The sequence below is a fragment of the Candidatus Dormiibacterota bacterium genome (assembly GCA_035635555.1).
Taxonomy (GTDB): Bacteria; Acidobacteriota; Polarisedimenticolia; order Gp22-AA2; family Gp22-AA2; genus Gp22-AA3.
The window spans coordinates 202,393-222,736 of record DASQAT010000046.1 but is presented as its reverse complement, the minus strand read 5'-3'; the positions used below and the strand labels follow the sequence as shown (position 1 = coordinate 222,736).

16 protein-coding genes and 1 tRNA gene are annotated in these 20,344 nt (G+C 68.2%); 2 read left to right on the top strand and 15 right to left on the bottom strand.

Annotated elements, in window-relative coordinates; genetic code table 11:
- Positions 1–5 precede the first annotated feature (5 nt).
- The 7 genes from ispE to VEW47_13610 form a co-directional block, all read right to left on the bottom strand.
- On the bottom strand, positions 6–890 hold the full coding sequence (gene ispE / locus VEW47_13640) for a 4-(cytidine 5'-diphospho)-2-C-methyl-D-erythritol kinase (GenBank protein HYS06225.1): 885 nt from the start codon (positions 888–890) through the stop codon (positions 6–8).
- A 5-nt stretch (positions 891–895) separates the two neighbouring features.
- Positions 896–1,546, bottom strand: coding sequence for a hypothetical protein (locus tag VEW47_13635; protein ID HYS06224.1), 651 nt, complete (start codon positions 1,544–1,546; stop codon positions 896–898).
- A gap of 197 nt (positions 1,547–1,743) precedes the next feature.
- Complete coding sequence (locus tag VEW47_13630; GenBank protein HYS06223.1) at positions 1,744–3,714, bottom strand: tetratricopeptide repeat protein; 1,971 nt, start codon at positions 3,712–3,714, stop codon at positions 1,744–1,746.
- Positions 3,711–5,213 (bottom strand): serine/threonine-protein kinase, encoded by a 1,503-nt coding sequence (locus VEW47_13625; GenBank protein ID HYS06222.1) that lies wholly within the window; start codon positions 5,211–5,213, stop codon positions 3,711–3,713. The genes VEW47_13630 and VEW47_13625 overlap by 4 nt, the downstream gene beginning before the upstream one ends.
- A gap of 169 nt (positions 5,214–5,382) precedes the next feature.
- Positions 5,383–6,555 (bottom strand): S41 family peptidase, encoded by a 1,173-nt coding sequence (locus VEW47_13620; GenBank protein HYS06221.1) that lies wholly within the window; start codon positions 6,553–6,555, stop codon positions 5,383–5,385.
- Between the two features lie 14 nt (positions 6,556–6,569).
- Positions 6,570–7,811 (bottom strand): peptidoglycan DD-metalloendopeptidase family protein, encoded by a 1,242-nt coding sequence (locus VEW47_13615; GenBank protein ID HYS06220.1) that lies wholly within the window; start codon positions 7,809–7,811, stop codon positions 6,570–6,572.
- Positions 7,812–7,833: 22 nt separating this feature from the next.
- Entirely contained in the window at positions 7,834–10,098 is a 2,265-nt protein-coding gene (locus VEW47_13610; protein HYS06219.1) for an alkaline phosphatase family protein, read from the bottom strand.
- 181 nt (positions 10,099–10,279) lie between these two features.
- Here VEW47_13610 and VEW47_13605 point away from each other — a divergent pair, with 181 nt between their 5' ends.
- Entirely contained in the window at positions 10,280–11,473 is a 1,194-nt protein-coding gene (locus VEW47_13605; protein ID HYS06218.1) for an anhydro-N-acetylmuramic acid kinase, read from the top strand.
- A gap of 56 nt (positions 11,474–11,529) precedes the next feature.
- On the opposite strand, the gene VEW47_13600 is transcribed toward VEW47_13605, so the two are convergent.
- Positions 11,530–12,174, bottom strand: coding sequence for an L-threonylcarbamoyladenylate synthase (locus VEW47_13600; protein HYS06217.1), 645 nt, complete (start codon positions 12,172–12,174; stop codon positions 11,530–11,532).
- 143 nt (positions 12,175–12,317) lie between these two features.
- Between VEW47_13600 and VEW47_13595 the strand changes: the two genes are divergently transcribed.
- Positions 12,318–13,097: an RNA methyltransferase gene (locus tag VEW47_13595; protein HYS06216.1), complete on the top strand. Its 780-nt coding sequence runs from the start codon at positions 12,318–12,320 to the stop codon at positions 13,095–13,097.
- Positions 13,098–13,101: 4 nt separating this feature from the next.
- On the opposite strand, the gene VEW47_13590 is transcribed toward VEW47_13595, so the two are convergent.
- The 7 genes from VEW47_13590 to VEW47_13560 form a co-directional block, all read right to left on the bottom strand.
- Positions 13,102–15,381, bottom strand: a complete 2,280-nt coding sequence (locus VEW47_13590; protein ID HYS06215.1) for a PAS domain-containing sensor histidine kinase — start codon at positions 15,379–15,381, stop codon at positions 13,102–13,104.
- A gap of 13 nt (positions 15,382–15,394) precedes the next feature.
- Positions 15,395–16,744, bottom strand: coding sequence for a bifunctional diguanylate cyclase/phosphodiesterase (locus tag VEW47_13585; GenBank protein ID HYS06214.1), 1,350 nt, complete (start codon positions 16,742–16,744; stop codon positions 15,395–15,397).
- Complete coding sequence (locus tag VEW47_13580) at positions 16,741–17,130, bottom strand: response regulator (protein ID HYS06213.1); 390 nt, start codon at positions 17,128–17,130, stop codon at positions 16,741–16,743. The genes VEW47_13585 and VEW47_13580 overlap by 4 nt, the downstream gene beginning before the upstream one ends.
- 18 nt (positions 17,131–17,148) lie before the next feature.
- Complete coding sequence (locus tag VEW47_13575; protein ID HYS06212.1) at positions 17,149–17,883, bottom strand: response regulator; 735 nt, start codon at positions 17,881–17,883, stop codon at positions 17,149–17,151.
- A gap of 191 nt (positions 17,884–18,074) precedes the next feature.
- The gene (locus VEW47_13570) at positions 18,075–19,535 is read right to left on the bottom strand and encodes a sigma-54 dependent transcriptional regulator (GenBank protein HYS06211.1); all 1,461 of its coding nucleotides are present in this window, start codon (positions 19,533–19,535) and stop codon (positions 18,075–18,077) included.
- Positions 19,536–19,744: 209 nt separating this feature from the next.
- The gene (locus VEW47_13565; protein HYS06210.1) at positions 19,745–20,119 is read right to left on the bottom strand and encodes a polymer-forming cytoskeletal protein; all 375 of its coding nucleotides are present in this window, start codon (positions 20,117–20,119) and stop codon (positions 19,745–19,747) included.
- Positions 20,120–20,223: 104 nt separating this feature from the next.
- Positions 20,224–20,299: transfer RNA gene (locus VEW47_13560), tRNA-Gly, on the bottom strand.
- Between the last annotated feature and the right edge of the window lie 45 nt (positions 20,300–20,344).

Below are 20,344 nucleotides of genomic sequence, written 5' to 3'. Positions count from 1 at the left end.
GAGTGCTATAGCAAACCCGCGTGTCTCCGGTACTCCATCCGTCCGACGGGCACACACCGAACAGCGGCATGGCCCGAGGCCCCCACCGACGCGAGAGCTCGTCCCAGAGCGGCCGTGTCCCTGAAAATGCCGAAAACGGCCGACCCGCTTCCGGTCATGGAAGCGGCCGTTGCCCCCGCTGTCCGCAGGCGGTCCAGGATCTCCGCGATGGGAGGACAGAGGGAGCGCGCAAACGGTTCCAGGTCGTTGCCCGCGCGCACCCACATCTCGACCTCCCTCGGGAGGCCGCCCTGCAGGGTGTGTCTGAAGCGTGCCATGCTACTGATTTTCAAGCTAGATGTCAACGACGCCGAGGCCAGGGCGTAGACCTCCCGCGTCGCGAGAGGCACCCCCGGAAAGGCGAGCAGGATCTGGTACCCGAGAGCGTCCTCCAGGGGGTCGACGACCGTCCCCGTCCCCGTCAGCAGGGCCGTGCCGCCGTGCAGGAAGAACGGCACATCGGCCCCCAGAGTCGCGGCGATGGTCTCCAGCTCCCGTTCGGGCAGATCCAGGCCCCACAGCGAGCGCAGTCCGATCAGAGTGGCGGCGGCGTCGCTGCTGCCACCGCCCAGCCCGGCCCCCGCGGGAATCCCCTTCTGGATCCTGAGATGCGCCCCGCGCGGCGCCCGGCGAGGCGCGGGCAGGGCGGCTGCTGCCCGCCAGGCCAGGTTGTCCGGCCCGCTGGGAATCGCGGAATCGTCCACCTGCAGGGAGAGCCCCTCGTCCCGGGACTCGAGCGTGAGGGTGTCGTGCAGGCTGATCGTCTGCACGATCGTCTCGATATCGTGCAGGCCGTCGGGCCGCCTGCCGACAATCTTGAGGGAGAGGTTGATCTTGGCGTGTGCCTTCAGCCGGATCAGCGCGTCAGGCCGGCCTCTCCCCCCGGGAGACCCGGACCGGATGGAAACAGGGTGAGTGGTCTGCTCTCGAAGCCCTCGGGAACGTCCGGTGTGAAGATCGACTCGGGCACGTCGCTGGCCCACGGGCCCTCCACGGCGGCGAGATGGACGGTCGCGTCCTTCTTGAGGAGCCGCAGCTTCACCTGCCGGGGCCAGCGCGGTCCCAGCCCCTTTTCATAGTCGCCATACTCCGCCTCGAGGATGATAGCACCGGTGATCCCCTCGCTCACGGTCGCCGACAACAGCGTTCCGCCGCGATCCTCGCAGCGTGCCTGATAGCGGACGTCCGCGGGTGGGCAGCTGACCTGGTACCACGACAGCGTGCGGCCGAAGGTCGCCGCCGGGCGGGTCATGACCTCGACGCGCATCGATTCCTGCGCGCACATCGGACGTCCCGTCAGTAGCGCGACCAGCCCAGGCACGTCCACGGGCATCCCCAGGATCCTGTCGATCGCCTCCGCCGACGACTGCGTTCTCTCGTAGGCGCGGGCGGAGGGCAGGAGTGCGACGGTCTGGTCGGACGATGCCGCGAGGATCACCCGCGGGCCGCCTACGGGACCGAAGAACTCGAGACGAATACGATCCGGCGGAAGGATGGCGACGGCCACGCGAAAACGACCCTTGCCGCCGGGACCCTCCGCCTCCCCGCGGAACAGCGCCCGATACCCCCGCGCGCCCGCGGGAGATGACGGCGGCTGAGTGTCGGGCAGATGTGCGCCGGCGCAGGCGCTGGCAAGAAGGGCGAGGCACGCGACGGGCCCCCGCCACGCCGAGACTCTCCCCTTCCGCGGCCCCGGCCTGTCGATCACGGCGTCACGGGGCGGCCGCCCTGGGCTTTCAGGATTTTCTGCCGCACCCTCTCGGGCTCCTCGTGACCGCGCTGCAGCGCGGCCTGCCATTCGCGCAACGCTTCCTCCTCGCGTCCCGTGGCGATCAGGAGATCCCCGAGGTGCTCGCGGATCGTGGGATCGCTCCCGTCGGAGGCGAGGGCGGCGCGCAGGCTCTTTTCGGCGTCGGCGTAGAGCGCCAGCCTGAACTGGGCCCAGCCCAGAGTGTCGAGGTAGGCGGCGTTGTTGGGTTCCAGCGCCAGCGCCCGCTGCACGTAGGCCAGGGCCTCCTTCAGCTTGACGCCGCGGTCGGCCAGCATGTAGCCGAGGTAGTTGAGGGCCATCGCGTTCTTTGGATTGATGGCAATGGCGCGGGACAGGAGACGCTCCGCTTCGGCCGCGCGCCCTACACGCTCCAGGGCGGCGCCCCGCGCGAACAGCAGGCCATCGTCCTCCGGATGCTTGCGCGTGCCCTCCTTGAGGAACAGATCCGCCAGGGTATACCGCTTCCGGCGCAGCAGGGCCTCCGAGACGCGCCCGTACGCCTCGGAAGAGCCCGAGGCGTCCCGCAGGACTCCCCTGTAATAGTCACGCGCTCCGCCTTCGTCTCCCGATGCGATCAGGATCTCGCCCTGGAACACCTTGACGTCGAGGTCGGCGGGGAATCGTTTCCTCGCTTCCGCCGAGACACGGCGCGCCTCCGCGGGGCTGCCGGCCTCGAGCTCGGCGCGGCCGAGGAGCAGGAACAGCTCCGGCCCCGGCTCGTCCGCCGCATTGAGCGCCTGGGTGAACGCTTCCACGGCCGCGGCGTACTCGCGTCCGTCCATGTGCAGGATCCCGATCTGCGAGTAGACCAGCGCCAGGATCGCGGCCTCGCGGTCGGTCACCGCACCGCGACCGGTGGCGAGATCGATGATGTCCTGATACCCCTTGAGGGCCCCGGCCGCATCCCCCTCCTTGTGCTGGAGACGTGCCCTGTGGAACCGCGCCTCGAGATTCGCCGGCTCCTTCTGGATCAGCCGTTCATAGGTTTCGAGGGCGCCCTTGAAGTCCTCCGCGGCTTCGCAGGCCTGGGCCAGGGGCAGGAGCGAGCGGCTGTCCGCGGGATCGAGCGTCTGCGCTCTCTGAAGCTCGCGGATCGCCTCCTGATAGCGCCCCGCCAGCAGCTGCAGCGTGCCGAGGCGCGTGCGGACGTAGGCCGAATCGATATTCCCCTCCGACGCGGCCCGGTAAATCGCGATCGCTTCGTCGTATTTCTTCTCGAACTCAAGAAGGGAGGCCAGGGCGTCGGCGGCCTCGAGGTTCCCCGGGTCGCGCGCGACGGTCTGGCGCAGCAGGACCTCCGAGTCCGCCAGGCGTCCGGTGCGCGCGTAGACCTTCCCGAGGAGGAGCGACATCTGGCCGTCCAGCGGCCGCTTCCGCGCGTACTCCGAGAGCGTCTCGCCCGCCTCCTTCAGCCGGCCCGTGTGGTAGTAGAGCTCGGCGAGGGCCCGGCAGGTGTCCTGGTCGGCCGGGTCCGCCTGCAGGGCGCTGTGGTACTGCTCGATCGCCTGCGTCACCTGGGTGTCGGAGTCGCCGCCGTCCCGGGCGCGGCTGAGATGGATGTCCCCCAGGAGGCGGTGGGCTTCCCCGAGGTCGGGGTTCGCGGCGGCCACCTTCTCGGCGAGATCGGTGGCGCCGGCGAGGTCGTTCAGCGAATACCGCAGCTGGGCGAGCTCCAGCAGGAGCGACGGCGAGGAGTCGCTGGCCACCGCGTGCTCCATCTGCTCGAGCGCGTGCAGATAGTCGCGCGCCATGATGAGCTGCTGCGCCAGCGAATAATGATAGTACGCGTCGGGACGCGCCGGGTCCTTCCCGACCAGACCCTCGGCGGCCGACAGAGCGCCACCGGCGGCCCCCCAGAGCGCCAGGAGCAGCGTGATCCGAACAGCCCGATCCGCGCGATTCACTTGTGCTCCGCCGTTTCCGGCTCCTCGAAGCGCAACTTGAGCCTCCTGCTGATCGGACTCACGGATACCGTCAACTCCTTCTGCTCCCGGGGACGGAACTCCCCCTGTATCCCCTCGATTCCGTCGAACGTATGGCCGCTCGTGACCCGCACCTCGACGCGGTGGCTGCCCGCCGGCACCGACAGGGTTCGGACGAATCGCGTCTTGCTGCCGGTCCCCCTGAGTCTGTCCTCGAGGGTCTTTGCGCCGTCGATTCGGACCTCGATGCGCCCGGAATTGAAGCGGTGGGACAGGGTCACCCGGAGGCGGCCGGCCTGGGCCGGATCGGGCGCCTCCTGCGACGGGGCAACCCCGATCCCCGACAGGGCGGGGTCTGCGCCAGTCCGCGCGCCGGAGGGACTCGTCAGAAGACCCAGCGGCTGCGGCCCGCCCGAGCGTCGGGCCGGAGAACGGTACAGGAGGAAAGGGGCCGCGGCCAGGAGAACCAGGCAGACCAGGAACGCAATCCACCCGACTCCGAGGGGTGAGCCGTGTCCCGCCAGGATCCGCGCGAACCGCGGGGCCAGAAAAGTGACACCGCGCTTCCCCCCTTCGCCCGTCTCTGCGGCCGCCGATGCAGACTCCTCGCGTGAGACCAGAGTCGGTGGTGTCGATTTCTCCGCCGACTCCCGCCACTCGCCGACGGCGGTTTTCAGATCGTTCGAGAGGTCGGCGCAGCGAGGGTATCGATCGGAAGCGTTCTTGGAGAGCACCTTCCGGACGATCCGGTCGAACGGGGGACGCAGGGCGGGGTTGAGCTTGGTGGGCGGGGGCGGTTCAACGTTGACCACCTGATACGAGATAGCGGTGACGCTGTCGCCTACGAACGGCTTCTCGCCCGTGAGGAGCTGATAGAGAATGACCCCGAGGGAGAACTGGTCGGTTCGGCCGTCCACGTTGCTCCCGGTCACCTGCTCGGGAGACATGTAGTTCGGCGTGCCGAAGAACTTCCCAGGCCGTGTCAGACCGCCCGCAGCCAGGCGCGCGATGCCGAAGTCGAGGATCTTCGGCTGCCCGCTATCCGTCAGAAGAATGTTCGCCGGCTTGATGTCCCGGTGGATGACGCCGTTATCGTGGGCGTAATCGAGGGCCTGGGCCAGCTTCTCCAAAACGTCGGCCGCCTGGGCCAGCGGCAGACGTCCGCCGCCGGACAGGAGCTCGTGCAGGTTCGTGCCCGTCATGAATTCCATCGCGATGTAGGCGTCGCCGCCGTCCCCCTTCTCGCCGACGTCGTAGATCGTGACGATGTTCGGGTGGTTGAGGCGCCCGGCGACCTGGGCCTCGTGGTAGAAACGCTGCAGGAATTCCTCCTCCTCCCCCGGGCCGAGCGGGAAGGAGAAGGCGATCGTCTTGAGGGCCACCACGCGGCCGATCCTGGGGTCGCGGGCCTTGTAGACCACCCCCATGGATCCCCGCCCGACCTCCTCGAGGATCTCGTAGCGCCCAATCGTCTTCGGCATGCCCATCAACTTGCCTCGCTCCCCAGCGCAGGAGACGCCGCCCGCACCGCACGCTCTCCCGAACAGGCCGCGGGCCCGCGTTTTCTCAATATAGGACCCCCTCCGGGGATCGTCCAGAACGGACAGACGCGTGGGGCGCTTGGGGGGACCCTGGGCGAAAATTGCCGGTTCAGGCGGCCTTGCGCTCCGTGGAGAGGGCCTGTCCACGCAGATAATCGACCGCCTTCTTCTGCTGGGGGTCACCGGAATCCGTCAGCCGACCGTCGATCGGCACGTCCGGCTGGAGTCCCTGACCGTGCCATTCCTTGCCCGCTGGGGACAGGTATTTGCCGGTGGCCAGGAGCACACCGTCCCCGTGCTGCAGGGGCAGGAGCTTCCGCACCGCCCCCTCGCCCCAGGTGCGCTGCCCGAGGATTGGCGCGTCGCGGTCGTCGCGCAGCGCGGCCGCCAGGACCTCGCAGACGCCGGCGGTTCCCGGATCCACCAGGACGGCCACGGGGTTGTCCCAGGCCTGCCGGCGCCCGTCGGCGCGGAACGACTTGTCCCCCTCGTACCGATCGGCGACGGACACGATCCTGCCATCCCGGACGAACAGGCTCGCCGTACCGATCGCCTCGGCCAGCGCGTCCGAAGAGCAGCCGCGCAGATCGACGAGCAGGCGCGTGGCGCCTCGTCTCTTGAGGGAGGCGATGGCCTGGTCCACTCGCCGGGCGTCCCCCTCGCGCAGACCGCTGATTCGCACGATTCCGATCGCCCCCGGCTCCACGGAGCCGGAAGGCGCGGGCGGCGCCAGGACCTTGCGGACCAGGGTCACGGTCTTGCGCCCCGCCGAATCGACCGGGCTGAGGTTGATGGTCGTCTTGCTCCCCGGCTTGCCGGACAAGGCCTGCGTGGCTTCCCATACTCCGAGCTGGCGAGTGGACCTGCCGTCGATCGTCACCAGGACGTCACCTGTCTGGAGGCCGCCCTCCGCGGCGGGCGAACCCGGGGCGACCGAGACGACGATGATGTAGCCCCGTCGCTTCGACAGGCTGGCGCCGACCCCCGCCGGCCCGTCGCTCTCCCCCTTGTAGGCTCGCTCGTACCGCGCGGGCGCCAGGTACTCGTTGGCCGGGTCGAGCGATTCGAGCATCCCGCGGTAGGCTCCCTCCATGAGCACGTCGATCTGCACCGGCTGGACGTAGTTGTGCACGATCAGGTACAGCGCCTCGTTGAACAGCTTGAGGTAGCTGTAGGTCCCCTCCACGGCCACCACCCGTCCGATCATCGCGCCGGAGATGGTGAACAGGATCAGCGCTGTCGAAAGGACCAGCATGAGCTTTCTGTCGGTCGTGATCTTCATTTCACCTCCACTCCTCAGGGAGTCCTGCGGGTTTCCCGGCTCCCGCGCTGCGGGGGTCCCCTGCGCTGGGCCAGAGCGCCGGGCGCTCCTTTCAGCCACCGGGCCGGATCCTCGGGCTTGCCGTCGTGCCGGATCTCGAAATACAGCGCGGGCTCCTCGAACGACCCGCTCTGACCTGACCGGGCGATCAGGTCGCCCGTCGACACGTCCTCCCCGGCCGAGACCAGGCGCTCGTCCACATGACCGTAGATCGACAGGTAGGAATCTCCATGATCGATCACGACCATCTGACCGTACCCCTTGAACCAGTCGCTGAAGACGACGCGCCCTTCGTACACGGCGCGCACGGCCTGGCCCGGGGACGCGGCGATGTCGACACCGGGATGCGGGACCTCGGTGCTGAATCTGGGGTGACGAACGTTCCCGAACGGAACGGCGAACCGACCCCGGGCGGGCCACTGCAGCTGCCCGCGCTGGCGCGCGAAGCCCAGGGACGGCACCGGCCCGGTGGAGCCCGGAAGCTCCAGGCGATCGAGGAGGGCGCGCACGTCGCTCTCGACCTGGACGAGCTCCTGGAGGAGCGCCTTTTGCGACGCCTGTTCGCGCTGCAGGTCTGTCAGCACGTCCCCTTTCTGCCCGCGCACCTCGCGCAGCTCGCTCGTCTTCCCCTCCAGCTCGGCCTCCAGGTCCCTCAGTCTGTCGCCCTGCGTCTTCAGTTCTGCGAGGGCGGCATCCAGCCGCTCGCGGTCGGCGCGGTAGGTCGCCACGCGGTCAGCTTCGCCGAGACTCATCGCCTCGATCGCCCTGTACCCCGCGGCCACCTGCGCGGGCGAGGACGCCACGCTGACGACTCGCAGGTAACGGGCCGGACCGATCTTGTATGTCTCGCGCAGGTAGCTCCGGAGGGCGGTCTCGGTCTCCCGGAGCCGCTCCGCGTCGGTCTCCGCTTCGCGGCGCGCGACCCGCTCGCGCTCGGAGGTGGCTCGGACCTCTCCGCGCAGCGATTCGGATTCCCGCCGCAGGAGCGCCATCCGGAGGTCGAGCTCCTCGATCGCGTCGAGGACCGAACCGGCCGCGTTCTCGTTCTGCTCCAGGCGCTCCTTGAGATCCTGGATATCCTGATGGACCTTCTGCAGCCGCGACTCCTCTTCCTGGCGGCGCGCCTCGCGGCGGAGCGTCTCTTCCGGGGTCGCCGCCCGCGCCTCGACTCCCCGGCCCGCCGCCGCCGCGATCAGAATCAGCAGGGCCACCGCCATCGCCGGCCTCGCCGGGACGCCCTCAGCGCAGGAGCGATCGTCCATCGATTCCCTCGACAGGCGGAACGCCCAGGAGCGACAGAACCGTGGGGTAGATGTCCGCGATCCCCGGGTCGCCGCGAGCCAGGCTCACGTTGCTGAACAGGACCCCCGGAACGAGCGATGGATCGTTCGAACAATGATCACCGCTCCAGGCCTTCAGGTTGTCCTCGAAGATCTTCGGGGGGACCTCTCCGAGGGCGGTCTGCCAGCCGATCCGGTAGTGAGCCGTGTTGGCGGCGCGCAGATCGGGCACGACACGCGGGTCGAAACCCGAGTAGATCTCTTCCCGCCGATAGACGCGCAGGACGGGCTTCTCTCCCGTCTCCGGGTCCACCAGCGTCTCCAGCCCGCGACCGATCGCCGCGCGCACGTCATCGTAGTCGCGCCCGGGAACGACGCTTCCCTGCGGCTCGCGGCCCATGAGGTTGATGTAGATGTTGCCCAGTCCCATGGCATAGGCCTTGGTGCGTGACCAGTCCACGTACCGGAAGAACTCGCCGAGCTCCCCCTTGTCGAACAGATCCTCCAGCGTCTTGCCCCCGGTCGAGGTCACCTGCCGGAGCGTCATGAAGCCGTTCTTGACGAGCCAGGTGTTGTAATTCACACCGCGACGGAACGAAGCGAACCCGTGATCGGAGCAGACGATGAGCGCCGTCCTGGGCCCGATCCGCTTCTGCGCCTCACCGACGATCCGATCCATCCTCTCGTAGGACTTGGGAATCTCCTGGCCGTACTCGGCCGCCAGGCGCGCGTCGTACAGAGGGTGCCCGGGATCGTACAGCCGCCAGAGCATGTGGCCGATCCGATCGGTGAAGTCGAAAACCTGCACGTACAGGCGGTCCTCCCCTCGTTCCAGGAAGTGCTCCATCATCTGTTGCTGCTTCGCGGCCGTGAACTCCATGTCCTCGAGGAAGTGCCGCTCGTCGGTCAGGCCGGAGGGCAGGGACCAGGTGTCGATCGGCCAGCCCAGCGTTTTGAAGAGACCGAACTCCTTCACCAGCTCCTGCGCGAACGACCGCGGCCCGGTGAACGCCACCGGCTGGCACTCCGGATGGAAATTCAGCGGCGAGGCGTAGAGCCTCAGCTCCGGAGACAACGACAGGAGCTTGAACCGGATGATCCCGCGGAGCCCCGCCACCCGATCGACGATGGGATTCACATGAATCGGAGCGGTGAACCATTCGCTCCATTGCCCGACGCGCAGCGTCTGGCTGGCGCCCGCCACCTCGATGCTGACGTGGTCGTCGCGGGCCTCGATATGGATGGGGACATCGAGACGCCGCGGCACGCCGCGCGCCTGCAGGCGTTTCTCCATGTCGGCGCGAGCCGCCGAACGGGCCTGCCCCTCGAGGCCGCGGACCGCGTCGTCCAGGACGAAGTCGTAGAACGGCTGATTCAAGGGCCCGACGATGACGGTGTCGAGGGATCCCCGCTTCGCGCCCAGATGCACGATCTCGACGCTGAACTGGTTGTCGCGCAGCGACAGCGACGGATCGGACGTGTAGAGCGACGGCGATCCGATGCGGCCGCGCATGTCGGGGACTCCCAGGCCGGAGAGCATCCACTCGTCCTTGTGCTCCTCCGCCGGGAAGGTCGTGGGAACATTGATCACTCTCACCTTGAACCCGGCGTCCGCCGTGGCGGTCCAGAAGGGGGATCCCTTGCGGGGATTGGACGCGGTGGGAACCTCCTTCGGCAGATAGCGGAGCGAGAGGAACGCGGCTGCGGGGCCGCCTGCGGCACCCGCGACCAGCCCCACGAGGATCGCCGAACGCGCGCTTCGGCGCAGGAGGAGCCCGGCGGAGAACACGAGGACCGCGGACAGGACGGCACAGATCGATCCCAGTATCATCGCGTTGCGGTCGCCGAACAGGAGCGGTTTCCGACCGGCCTTGATCATGGCGAATTCAGGAAGGTACGTGCCCTCCGTGCGACGGAGAAAATCGAAAATCTCGGTCCGTCCAGGATTCAGTCCCGTCGTGAACGTCGCCCAGGACACCGGAGTCTGCGGCGGGTTCGTGGGCCGCAGCGGCGCATAGAATCCCTGGTCGCGCAGCGCCTTGAGATGGGGCAGCCTTCCCTCGGTCATGTAGCGCTCGACCAGGGCGGCGTCGGCGCCGTCGAATCCGAGGATGACCACCTTTTCGTAGGCCGCCCCCTGCAGGAACGGCAGCGAGATCAGCGCTACCAGGAGGAGGATTCCTCGTCTTTCGAAACCGATCCCCCTTCGGGATCCTGAAGCCAAGGGGAAGATCATCCGGCAGGTCAATGAGATACCGCATGGTTGCTCACGTGCAAATTATAGGTTAAAAAGTGCGGGCCTTCAACGTTGATCCCCCGTCTCTATTCCGCTAATATCTCCCGGCATATCTCGAGGGTCCGGGCTCTAAGTTCCAATCTTCCTAGAATTTCCGAGGTGTGGACGGGTGATTGCCGCGCTCGCAGCGAAGCCGGAGAAGCTGGTCGTCGGCGTCATGTCCGGGACCTCGGCCGATGGTGTCGATGCGGCACTGGTGCGCCTCCGCGGCAGCGGCGAGGGCCTCTCGTGGCGCCTCCTGCGGCACGAAACGCTGCACTATTCGGTGAAGGTCCGCGATTTGATCCTGCGCTGCTCCGAACCCGGGAGCGGCGACACAGCCTCGCTCTGCCGTCTGAACGTCCTTCTCGGAGAGTTGTTCGCGCGGGCGGTCGCGCATGTCGCGGAGCGCGCCGGTCTCGATCCTCAGTCGATCGATCTGATTGGCTCGCACGGGCAGACGGTGCAGAACCTTCCGGCGCCCGTGACCATCACCGGGATCACCGTACGCTCCAGTCTCCAGATCGGCGAGCCGGCGGTCATCGCGGAGCGGACCGGCATCACGACGGTGGCGAACTTCCGCGCGCGCGATCTGGCCGCGGGCGGACAGGGCTCGCCCCTCGTGTCCTTCGTGGATTTTCTCCTGTTCCACAACCGATCCCGGGGACGGCTGGTGATCAACATCGGCGGGGTGGCCAGCGTCACGGCCATTCCGGCCAATACGCCCCGCGATCGCGTTCTGGGGTTCGACACGGGTCCGGGCAACATGGTGATCGACGGGCTGGTCTCGCACATGACCGGCGGGCGGGAGGCCTTCGATCACGGCGGGCGCTACGGGAGAAAGGGGAAGGTCGCCGACGAGCTCCTCGCGCGCCTTCTCGATCACCCCTACCTGCTCACCCCGCCGCCCAAGGCCTGCGGACGCGAGGAGTTCGGCCGCCCCTTCCTGGAAAGCATCCTGAAGGAGAACAGCGCGCTGCCACCCCACGATCTGATCGCCACAGCCACCCGCTTCACCGCCGAGTCGATCGCCTTCGCCTGCCGCCGCCACATCATGCCGCACAACGTGTACGAGGAAGCGATCGTGTCCGGGGGCGGGGCGCGCAATGTCTACATGATGGAGCAGCTGCGGAACGCCATCCCGGAGCTCTCCATCAAGGAGAGCGACGAATACGGCCTGCCGGCCGCCGCCAAGGAGGCGGTCGCCTTCGCCCTTCTGGCCAACGAGGCGATCCACGGCGCGCCGAACAACCTGCCCTCCGTCACCGGCGCCTCGCGACCGGTCGTCCTGGGCACGATCGTGTTCGGACGCGCACCCCAGTGAGAGCCGCAGGTCGCGTGAGGCCTTCGCCCCTCTCACCCGCCGCGGCGGCCGGCCTCCTAGCCGAGTCGGCGGCCGAGGACCTGTTCGACGGCGCTGAGGGGGACGGCGCCGGAGCGGACCACGCGGGGTGGATCGGCCGTGAGATCGAGGACTGTCGAGGCCAGGCCGCCGAGCGTGGGGCCGCCATCCAAAATCAGCGCCACCTCGCTCCGGAGCGTCTCCTGGACCTCCAGAGCGGTCATGGGGGCCGGTTGTCCCGAGCGGTTGGCGCTGGTCGCGACAATCGGGGCGCCGAAGGCCGCGGCCAGCGCCGACGCCACCGGGTGCGAGGAGATGCGGATCCCCACGGTCGAACCACCCCCCAGAAGGCGCGGTGGCAGGGCCGGCGACGCGGGCATGACCAGGGTCAGGGCGCCCGGCCAGAATGCCGCGGCCAGACGCTCGGCGGTCTCGGAAAATTCGCGGACGCACAGCTGCACCGCGGCGCGGGTCCCGGCGATCAGCGGGAGCGCCATGCGGTCCGGCCGCCCCTTGGACGCGAAGATCCTCTCGACCGCCGCGGGGTTCCGCGGATCGGCGGCCAGGCCGTAGAACGTCTCGGTCGGGTAGACGACGAGTTTCGAGGCGCGCAGAAGCTCGGCGGCGCGGCCGATGATGACCGAGGAGGGGTGCTGCGGATCGACGTTCTGGACCTCAGTCACCGACACCACCTCCAACCTGTGCGCAGTGTGGGCCTGATTCTATCCGATCCGTTCGCTCCCGACTCAGGCCCTCGGGCGGGCGGGCCGGGGCATTGACGCGCGCGCCGCGCGAGCGCGCGATCGACAGCCCGCAGAATCCGGCTGTGAAGCGTGCCCGCGCCCTGGAGCGCGACCGGGATCGGAGGGAGCGTGAGCGCACGTTCGTCGCCTGGGGACTGCACCTCGCCCAGGAGGCGCTGCGGACCCGGGCCCCGCTCAGGCAGATCTTCATGACCCCGGCCCTTCCGGAGTCGGAGGAAGGGCGGGAGCTTGTACGCGGGCTGGGCGGGACCGACGCGCCGATGGTGCGCACCACGTCACGGGTCCTGGAGTCGATCGCCGAAGGAAGCGGCGATCAGGGCGTTCTCCTTCTGTGCACGCGTCCCGTTCTGGGACCGGAGGCGCTCATCCGTCCGGGGACCTCGCTCGTCGTGGCGCTGCATGGCGTGCAGGATCCCGGGAATGTCGGCTCGATCGTGCGGAGCAGCCGTGCTCTCGGCGCCTCCGGCCTGATCGTGCTTCCCGGTTGCTCGGACCCCTTCGGAAGTCGCGCCGTGCGGGCGGGGATGGGGGCGCAGTTCTCCCTCCCCATCGCCACCGCCGGGGTGCGCCCCTTCCTCGATCTCCTGGGGCCGGCAGGGTTTCAGCTGATCGCGGCCGACCGCGGGGGCCGGGATACGCCGAGTGAAGTCGATCTGAGCCTCCCGACCGTCCTCCTGCTGGGAAGCGAGGCGGCCGGCCTGCCCGACGATCTGCTTCGCGCCGCCCGGCGCCGGGTGCGCATTCCCATGGCCCAGGGCGTCGAGTCACTGAACGTCCATGCCGCCGCGGCGTCACTCCTCTACGAGGTCGCGCGGCAGCGCGAATTCCGCTTTCGACCGTGAGCGTTCAGGGGGTCCTGGTGTCCTGGCTCTTGCCCCGGCCGGGAGCCTGTCGTGACGCCGAGGCCTGCTGATCGCGCGAGAGCGGCAATGTGAAGGTGAACACCGATCCGTGTCCGACCTGGCTCGTGACCCTGATCGTGCATCCGTGGAGACGAAGGATGTCGCGCACGATGGAGAGCCCGATTCCGGTCCCCTCGTACTTCCGGCGCGGCGTCGAATCGACCTGGTAGAAGCGCTCGAAGATTTTCTCGAGCGCGTCCTGCGGAATGCCGACACCGGTATCGGCGACGTCCACTTCGAGGAACCCGCCCCCCCCCTTGCGCGCGGTGAGGGTGATCCGTCCTCCCTCCGTGTTGAACTTGACCGCGTTGGTCAGAAGATTGACCAGGACCTGCCCGATTTTCACGCGGTCGCCGCGCACCACGAGCTCATCGGTCTCGTACTCCGTCGTGACCGAGAGGTTTTTCTTGCGCATGCGCTCGCCCACCATCTCGATCGCTTCGTCGACGATCTGCCAGAGCGGGACATCCTCCAGATGCAGTTGCGTGTCCCCCTTCTCGATGCGCGAAAACGACAGGAGGTTGTCGATCATCTCAATCAATCTGTCGATGTTCTTGAGCGCCACGCCCAGTCCGCGCTCCTGCTCCGGCGTCAGCGGACCGAGACGCCGCTTCAGGATCATCTCGGTGTATCCCTTGATCGACACGAGGGGAGTGTGCAGCTCGTGCGAGACGTTCGCCAGGAGGCCGGACTTCATCTCGTCCAACGACCTGAGCTCGGCGTTCAGCGTCATGAGCTGCGCGTTGCTCTCCGCCAGGTTCTTCTGCGCTGACGCCAGCCCGCGGTGGGCGGTCTCGATCTCGGCCTTGGCCCTGGACAGCTCCTCGATGGTTCTGCGCAGCTCCTTCTCGCCCTCGACCCGCCGGGTGACGTCCCGCGCCGTCACGATCAGGCCCGGCGGGAGATCGGCCGTTCCCACGATGCGACCCGCCACCAGGTCGACGACCGCGCGCGGATCCTTGGTTTCCAGCGCGTCGAGGTGCGCCTCGTCCCCCGTCTGCGCCTCGCGCAGGAACGTCTCCAGTGCAGGGGCATCCGTGCGGGCTCCGAGCCGCTCGACGATTTCCCGGACCGACCGGCCGATGAGATCGCCCGCGGCGACCCCCCAGAGATCGCAGAAGGCGCGGTTGGCCAGGGTGACCCGGAGCTCGTCGCCCTGGGTCTCCAGCACCAGGATGCCGTCGCCGTTCGACTCCAGCGTAGCCTGCAGGCGCGCCTGGCTCCCGGCCAGGGCCCGCTCGAACCGTGCCCAGTCGCTGACGTCGGTCACCGTGCCCACGAGCGCCGCACGCCCCTGGAACTCGGTGCGCGCCCAGGCGAGCCGCACCTCGAGAGTCCGCGATCCGCGGGACGAGAGGAGGCAGCGCACCTCCCCCGCCGATTCCATCCCCGAGCGGGCCTGGCGCAGGACCTCGAGAACGCGGAGAAGATCGTGGGAGTGGACCAGCCGCGCCAGGGACGAGTCACGGAGCGCCTCGCGCTCTGTCCCGGCCATCCGCGCCAGGGCGGCGTTGGCGTACACGATCCGGTCGTCCTGGAGAATGAAGACGCCGTCGCCCATTCCTTCGACCAGGTTGCGGTAGCGCTCCTCCGATTCGCGCAGACGAGCGTGCAGCTCCTGTTCGGAGGTGAGATCGCGCGCCGCCAGGAGCATCGACGAACCATCTCCGGCCGCAGTTGCGATCGAAACCTGCGCTGTGAGGACGCTTCTGTCCCGGCGTTGCAAACGGACGGTCTCGGAGAACCCGGCCTCGCGCAGGGAGCGCCGCGCGAGCTTCGGCAGGACGCGGTCCCATTCCCCCTCGGAGAACAGCGCCTCGACGTGCCGCCCCGCGACCTCCTCCGGCGGCCAGCCCAGGAGAGACACCGCGCCCCGGCTGAAGAAGGTGACGCCCCAGTCGGCGTCCGTTCCGATCAGTGCGAGATCGGGCGGTCCGGCCGCGAATCCCTCGATGTCGGCCGAGCGTTTCTCGGTCTCGTGCAGACGAGCCCGCAGGTCCGCCAGCAGATGGTTCAATTCGGAGGTGAGGGGACGCAGCTCCGGCTCGGTCTCGGCGGGCAGGACGCCGACCAGTGGATGACGCCGCAACTCTTCCAGGTGCTCCTTGACCCGGCGGACCGACCGGCGCAGGAGGTGCACTGTGACGACCGCGAGCGCCAGGGCCACGACTCCCGACACGGTGGCGATCGCCGCCAGGACGTTCCTCGCAACCTCGTACGACATCCCCATGACTCTCCTAGGCCGAACCCTTCCCGTCCCGCGCGAGCACCGGAAAGGCCGGCGCCGGGCGGGCGAAATAGAACCCCTGCCCGTAGCGCACTCCGCACGCCCGCAGAGCCTGGTGCTCTTCCGCGGTTTCGATCCCCTCGGCGATGACCCGCGTGCGTGTCCGGGACGCGACCTGGAGCAGCGAATGCACCAGGTCCTGCTTGATCAGGCTCTGGTGGATGTTCTTGATGAGAGAGATGTCGATCTTCAGGAAGTCCGCCGGGACCTCGGAGATCGTCTGCAGCGACGAGTAGCCGGTCCCGACGTCGTCGATGGCGACCAGAAAGCCGATCCTGCGCAGACGATCCAGCTCGCGCCCGAACGCCTCGAAGTCCTCGATGGCGGTGCGTTCCGTGATCTCCAGCACCAGGTTGTGCGGCCGAAGGGCCACCTCCTCGAGCGCCGCCGCCAGATTCCTCTCGATCAAGCCCGGTGTCCCCAGCGTCTCGGGCAGGGAGTTCAGGAACAGCTTCTTGTCCGGATCGAAGCCGCGGGCGCCGAGCAACGCCTTCCGACGGCACAGAGCATCCAGTTCGCCCGACAGGCGGCTGGCCTCCGACGCGGTGAACAAGGCCTTGGGAACCGCGAAGGCGGTGTTCTCCGGGCCGCGCGTGAGAGCCTCGTAACCCATGATCGTCCCGAGATCCATGTCTACGATCGGCTGGTAATGCGTCGTGAGGAGCCCTTCGTCCATGATGGTCCGCAGCTCCGCGGCCCGCCGGACCTGGACCCGATCCGCGTCGCGCAGCGTCATGCCGCGCGCCTCGCGGATCCCCTGGTGGACCATCCGCTCGAATCGTGCGGACGGGTTCGGGTAGACCAGGGAGTACCCGACCGAGCAATCGATGGCCGGCGGGGTCGGGGCCCAGGTCGCGTCGGCCAGTCGGCCTTCGAGGTGGACGGTGAGGAGGGCGCAGGCCTCGGCCAGGTCCGGGACCCCCACCTCCCGGCCCCCCCGTCCTTCCCTGAGGAACAGAGTGAACGTGTTGCCGTACACGCCGTCGAGGGAGACGAGCGTGCTCTCCGGATAGAGTCGTCCCTTGAGCGATTTCAGCTGCGCCGCCACGCCCGTCAGGAAGCGGTCTCCGACCTCCCAGCCGTACATCTGCTCCAGGGCGCCGAACGCCGGGAACTCGACCACGATCACCCCCAGGCGCCGGCCGGCGCAGTGCATTTCCAGCTGGTCGAGGTGGAGGTTGTAGGAATACAGGCTGGTGACCGGGTCGAACAAGGCGCTCTTGAGCCGCAGGAAACCGGTCCGCAGGCGCCGCGTCTCGTCGGCCAGGCGCGCAGTCCCGGGATCGATCCCCGGCTTCACGCCTGCACCCTTGTCTCGAGCGAATCGAAGATGCGCCGGACGCGCCGCAGCAGATCCTCCGGCGAGAAGGGCTTGGTGATGTAGTCGAACGCTCCCTCCTGGAGGCCGTGGAGCCGGTCGCGCACTTCCATCTTGATCGAGAACATCGCCACCGGAATGGAGGACATCCTCTCGTCCACTTTCAGCATGCGCAGCACCTGCCATCCGTCCATGTCCGGCATATTGATGTCCAGGAGGATCAGGTCGGGGCGGGACTGCTCGAGCGTCCGCAGGGCCTCGGGCCCCGAGCGGGTCGGCAGGACACTGTAGCCGCCCCCCTCGAGCGCCAGTCGCGTCACGTCCAGGATGTCGGCGTCGTCATCCACCACCATCACGGTCTGCGGCATCGGCTCTCCGCTCTCGACTCAGGATCGCCCGCGTTCACCGGACTCCGGCCCGGAGGACGACTCCCCCTCGACGGTCGCTTCGTTCGCGTACCGATCGATGTGGCTCTGGTCACCCGGATCGATCTCGACGAAGCGCACGCCCACCCCCGGGATGAGGTGCGAGTCGGGATCCCGTGACACCTGGCGCACCACCACTCCCTGCGCGCGGACGCGCCGCTGACCCTCGGGTCCCGGCACCCGCAGCGACACACCGATCCGCTCGTCCATCGAGAGAGGCTCGGGCAGGGCAAGGAACAGACCGGTGCGGCTGATGTCTTTCAGGCGGGCCCGTCTCGGACCGGACGGCCCGGCGATCTGGACCCATCCCCGGGCGGTCCGCCTCAGACCTTCGCGGTGCGCCAGCCGCCCCAGGGACGACAACGCCAGCTCCAGCGCCCCGGGCTCGAGCGGACGCGTCAGGGTGAGGTCCGCCCCGGCCTCGCAGCACGCCTTCACATCGTCCCTGCCGCTCACGACCAGGACCGGGATGGCGCGAAGGGACGGATCCGACTTGAGCGCGCGCACGCATCCCGGGCCGTCCAGATCCGGTTTCTGCGAATCGAGGAGAATGAGGCTGGGCTCGACGTCCGTCGCCTTGCGGATGATGTCCGAACCGTCGTGAGCGCGCAGGATCTCGCATCCCAGGCGCCGCAGGAACGACGCTTCGAGCATCCTGAACAGGCCGGCGTCGTCGACCATCAGAACCCGGGACATCGGTCGCCGCATCGTGGGCCCGTCGAGACTAGGCATGCGTCGGGAGAGGAACACTTCCGGGAACAACCGCACGGGTCGCGGATTACGGCCGGACGATACCATAGTCCCGTCGGTGCGATCAAGAATCCGGTCGGCCCGGCGGCGCGCCGGGCGGCTCGTCCGTCGGGGGATCGGTTCCAGAGCGCGCCGTCTCAGTTCTGCGCGCCCGGGTCCGAGGCCGGCTCGCCCGTCTGCGGCCCGCCCGGGGCGGGCGCCGCCGGACCGCGTTCGGCCGCCCCCCTGAGCGGAATCCCGAGACGCTTCATCTTCTCGATCAGCGTCGTTCGCTTGATCTTCAACAGCTCTGCAGCCCGCGTCTTCACCCAGCCGGCGTGCTCGAGGGCCTGGTACAGCATCCGCTGCTCGTAGTTGGCGAGGACCTCGTCCAGCGAGAAGCCGTCCCCGCCGACGTGCAGGACCGGCATTTCCACGAGTCCTTCGTCCAGGATGTCCCGCGGCAGGTCTTCGGGGCCCAGCTCGAGCTTGCCGAAGGACAGGGCCACCGCCCGCTCGATGACGTTCTCCAGCTGCCGCACGTTCCCCGGCCAGGAGAAGTCCGCCAGGGCCTTCATGGCTTCCGGCGTGAAGCGCTTGGCGGGCACGTTCATGTCGTGGCAATACTTGGCGAGGAAGTGCTGGATCAGGAGAGGAACGTCCTCGCGCCGCTCGCGCAGCGAGGGAAGCTGGATGTGGATCACGTTCAGACGATAGTAGAGGTCCTCGCGGAACTTCCCCTCTTCCATCATCGTCTTGAGGTTGACGTTGGTCGCCGCGATGATGCGCACGTCCACCTGGATCTTCCGGGTGCCGCCGAGGGGCAGGAACTCTCTCTCCTGGAGCACGCGCAGCAGCTTGATCTGGAGACTCATGCTCATGTTGCCGATCTCGTCCAGGAAGAGCGTGCCGGTGTCCGCCGCCTCGAACCGGCCCGGTCGATCGGCGACCGCGTCGGTGAACGCTCCCTTGACGTGGCCGAACAGCTCGTCCTCGAGCAGCGTGTCCGGGATGCCTCCGCAGTTCACCGAAACGAACGGTCGATTGCGGCGGTCGCCGTTGAAGTGCAGGGCCCGAGCCACCAGCTCCTTGCCGGTCCCGCTGGCGCCCGTGATCAGCACCGTGCTGCGGCTGGAGGCCACCTGCTCGATGAGAGAGAAGATCCGGCGCATCACCGGGCTCTGCCCGATGATGTTGTGAACACCGTAGGTCGTCTCCAGCTGCCTTCTCAAGTAGACGTTCTCACGTCGCAGGTGACTGCGCTCCAGCACCTTGCCGACGACGAGGTGAACCTCCTCCATGCGGAAGGGCTTCACGATGTAGTCGACCGCACCCATTTTCATCGCCTTGATCGCCGTCTCCACCGAGGCATATCCGGTGATCATCACGACCGGCATCTCCGGCCGCAGAGCCGTGATCTCCTTCAAGACCTCCATGCCGTCGACGCGCGGCAGGACCATGTCGAGGATAACCAGGTCGAACGTCTCCTCGCGCACGGACGCGGCCGCTTTCTCCCCCGACTCCGCCGAAGAGATCCGGTACCCGGCCTCCAGGAGAGACTGCCCGAGGACCTGCCGCACCCCCTCGTCGTCGTCCACGATCAGGATCTTTTCCTTCACACGCTGCCCTCCCCAGTCCGCTGTCGTGCAAGGGACGAGCAAGGCGTGTGCCAGCGCGCCGACACCTCCTGATCGTCGTGGAATGTGCGGTGGACTGGGACGAAAGCGGGCGCGCGCGGGTCGACCCGTCAGAAAGGTGACACAAATCGTCAACCCGACGGCAAAAAAGCGTCAACGGGTCGCCTGCCTGTCAAGGGATCAGGCGAGCGTCAATGTGATGATGGACGGGCTCTCGACGAAAGCCCCGCCACCCGGGCGCGGCCGCGGACGGTGGAACCCTGGGTGACATCGAGGATAGGCGTGTCCATCTCTCCCTCGAACGCCCCGGTCGCGGAAAGACTGACGCGTGTCGAGACGCTCATCCGCCCGTGCGCTTCCCCCGCCAGGTCGACGCTCTGCGCCTGTACGTCGGCCTCGATCCGCCCGCCCCCCCTCACGCTCAGGCCGCCGCGGATCGCGATCGTGCCCTTGACGTCCCCGTGCACGACGACCGGCCCGTCACCGGACAGCCGGCCCACCACCCGCGTGTGCCGGCCGATCACCGTGCGGCCGCCCCCGGGAAGTCCCGGGACATCGAGTGGCACCGGCCCTCGTTCGGGCTCGATTCCGGTGCGGGTGCGTTTGCGGAACAGCATGGGTCGAGTCCTCGATGATGAAGAGGCCCCCGGCATGCGGGGCGGGAAAATCCTGGAGCGGGCAGCGGGAATCGAACCCGCGACACCGAGCTTGGGAAGCTCGTACTCTACCAGCTGAGCTATGCCCGCCCCTGGCGCGTCGAATCTAGCACCGGCTCTCTCACGGTGTCAACG

Excerpts from the sequence above, each read along its gene's own strand:
- VEW47_13625 (HYS06222.1), bottom strand. The coding sequence starts at position 5,213 with ATGCCGAAGACGATTGGGCGCTACGAGATCCTCGAGGAGGTCGGGCGG.
- VEW47_13620 (HYS06221.1), bottom strand. The coding sequence starts at position 6,555 with ATGAAGATCACGACCGACAGAAAGCTCATGCTGGTCCTTTCGACAGCG.
- VEW47_13615 (HYS06220.1), bottom strand. The coding sequence starts at position 7,811 with ATGGCGGTGGCCCTGCTGATTCTGATCGCGGCGGCGGCGGGCCGGGGA.
- VEW47_13590 (HYS06215.1), bottom strand. The coding sequence starts at position 15,381 with ATGTCGTACGAGGTTGCGAGGAACGTCCTGGCGGCGATCGCCACCGTG.
- VEW47_13580 (HYS06213.1), bottom strand. The coding sequence starts at position 17,130 with ATGCCGCAGACCGTGATGGTGGTGGATGACGACGCCGACATCCTGGAC.
- VEW47_13575 (HYS06212.1), bottom strand. The coding sequence starts at position 17,883 with ATGTCCCGGGTTCTGATGGTCGACGACGCCGGCCTGTTCAGGATGCTC.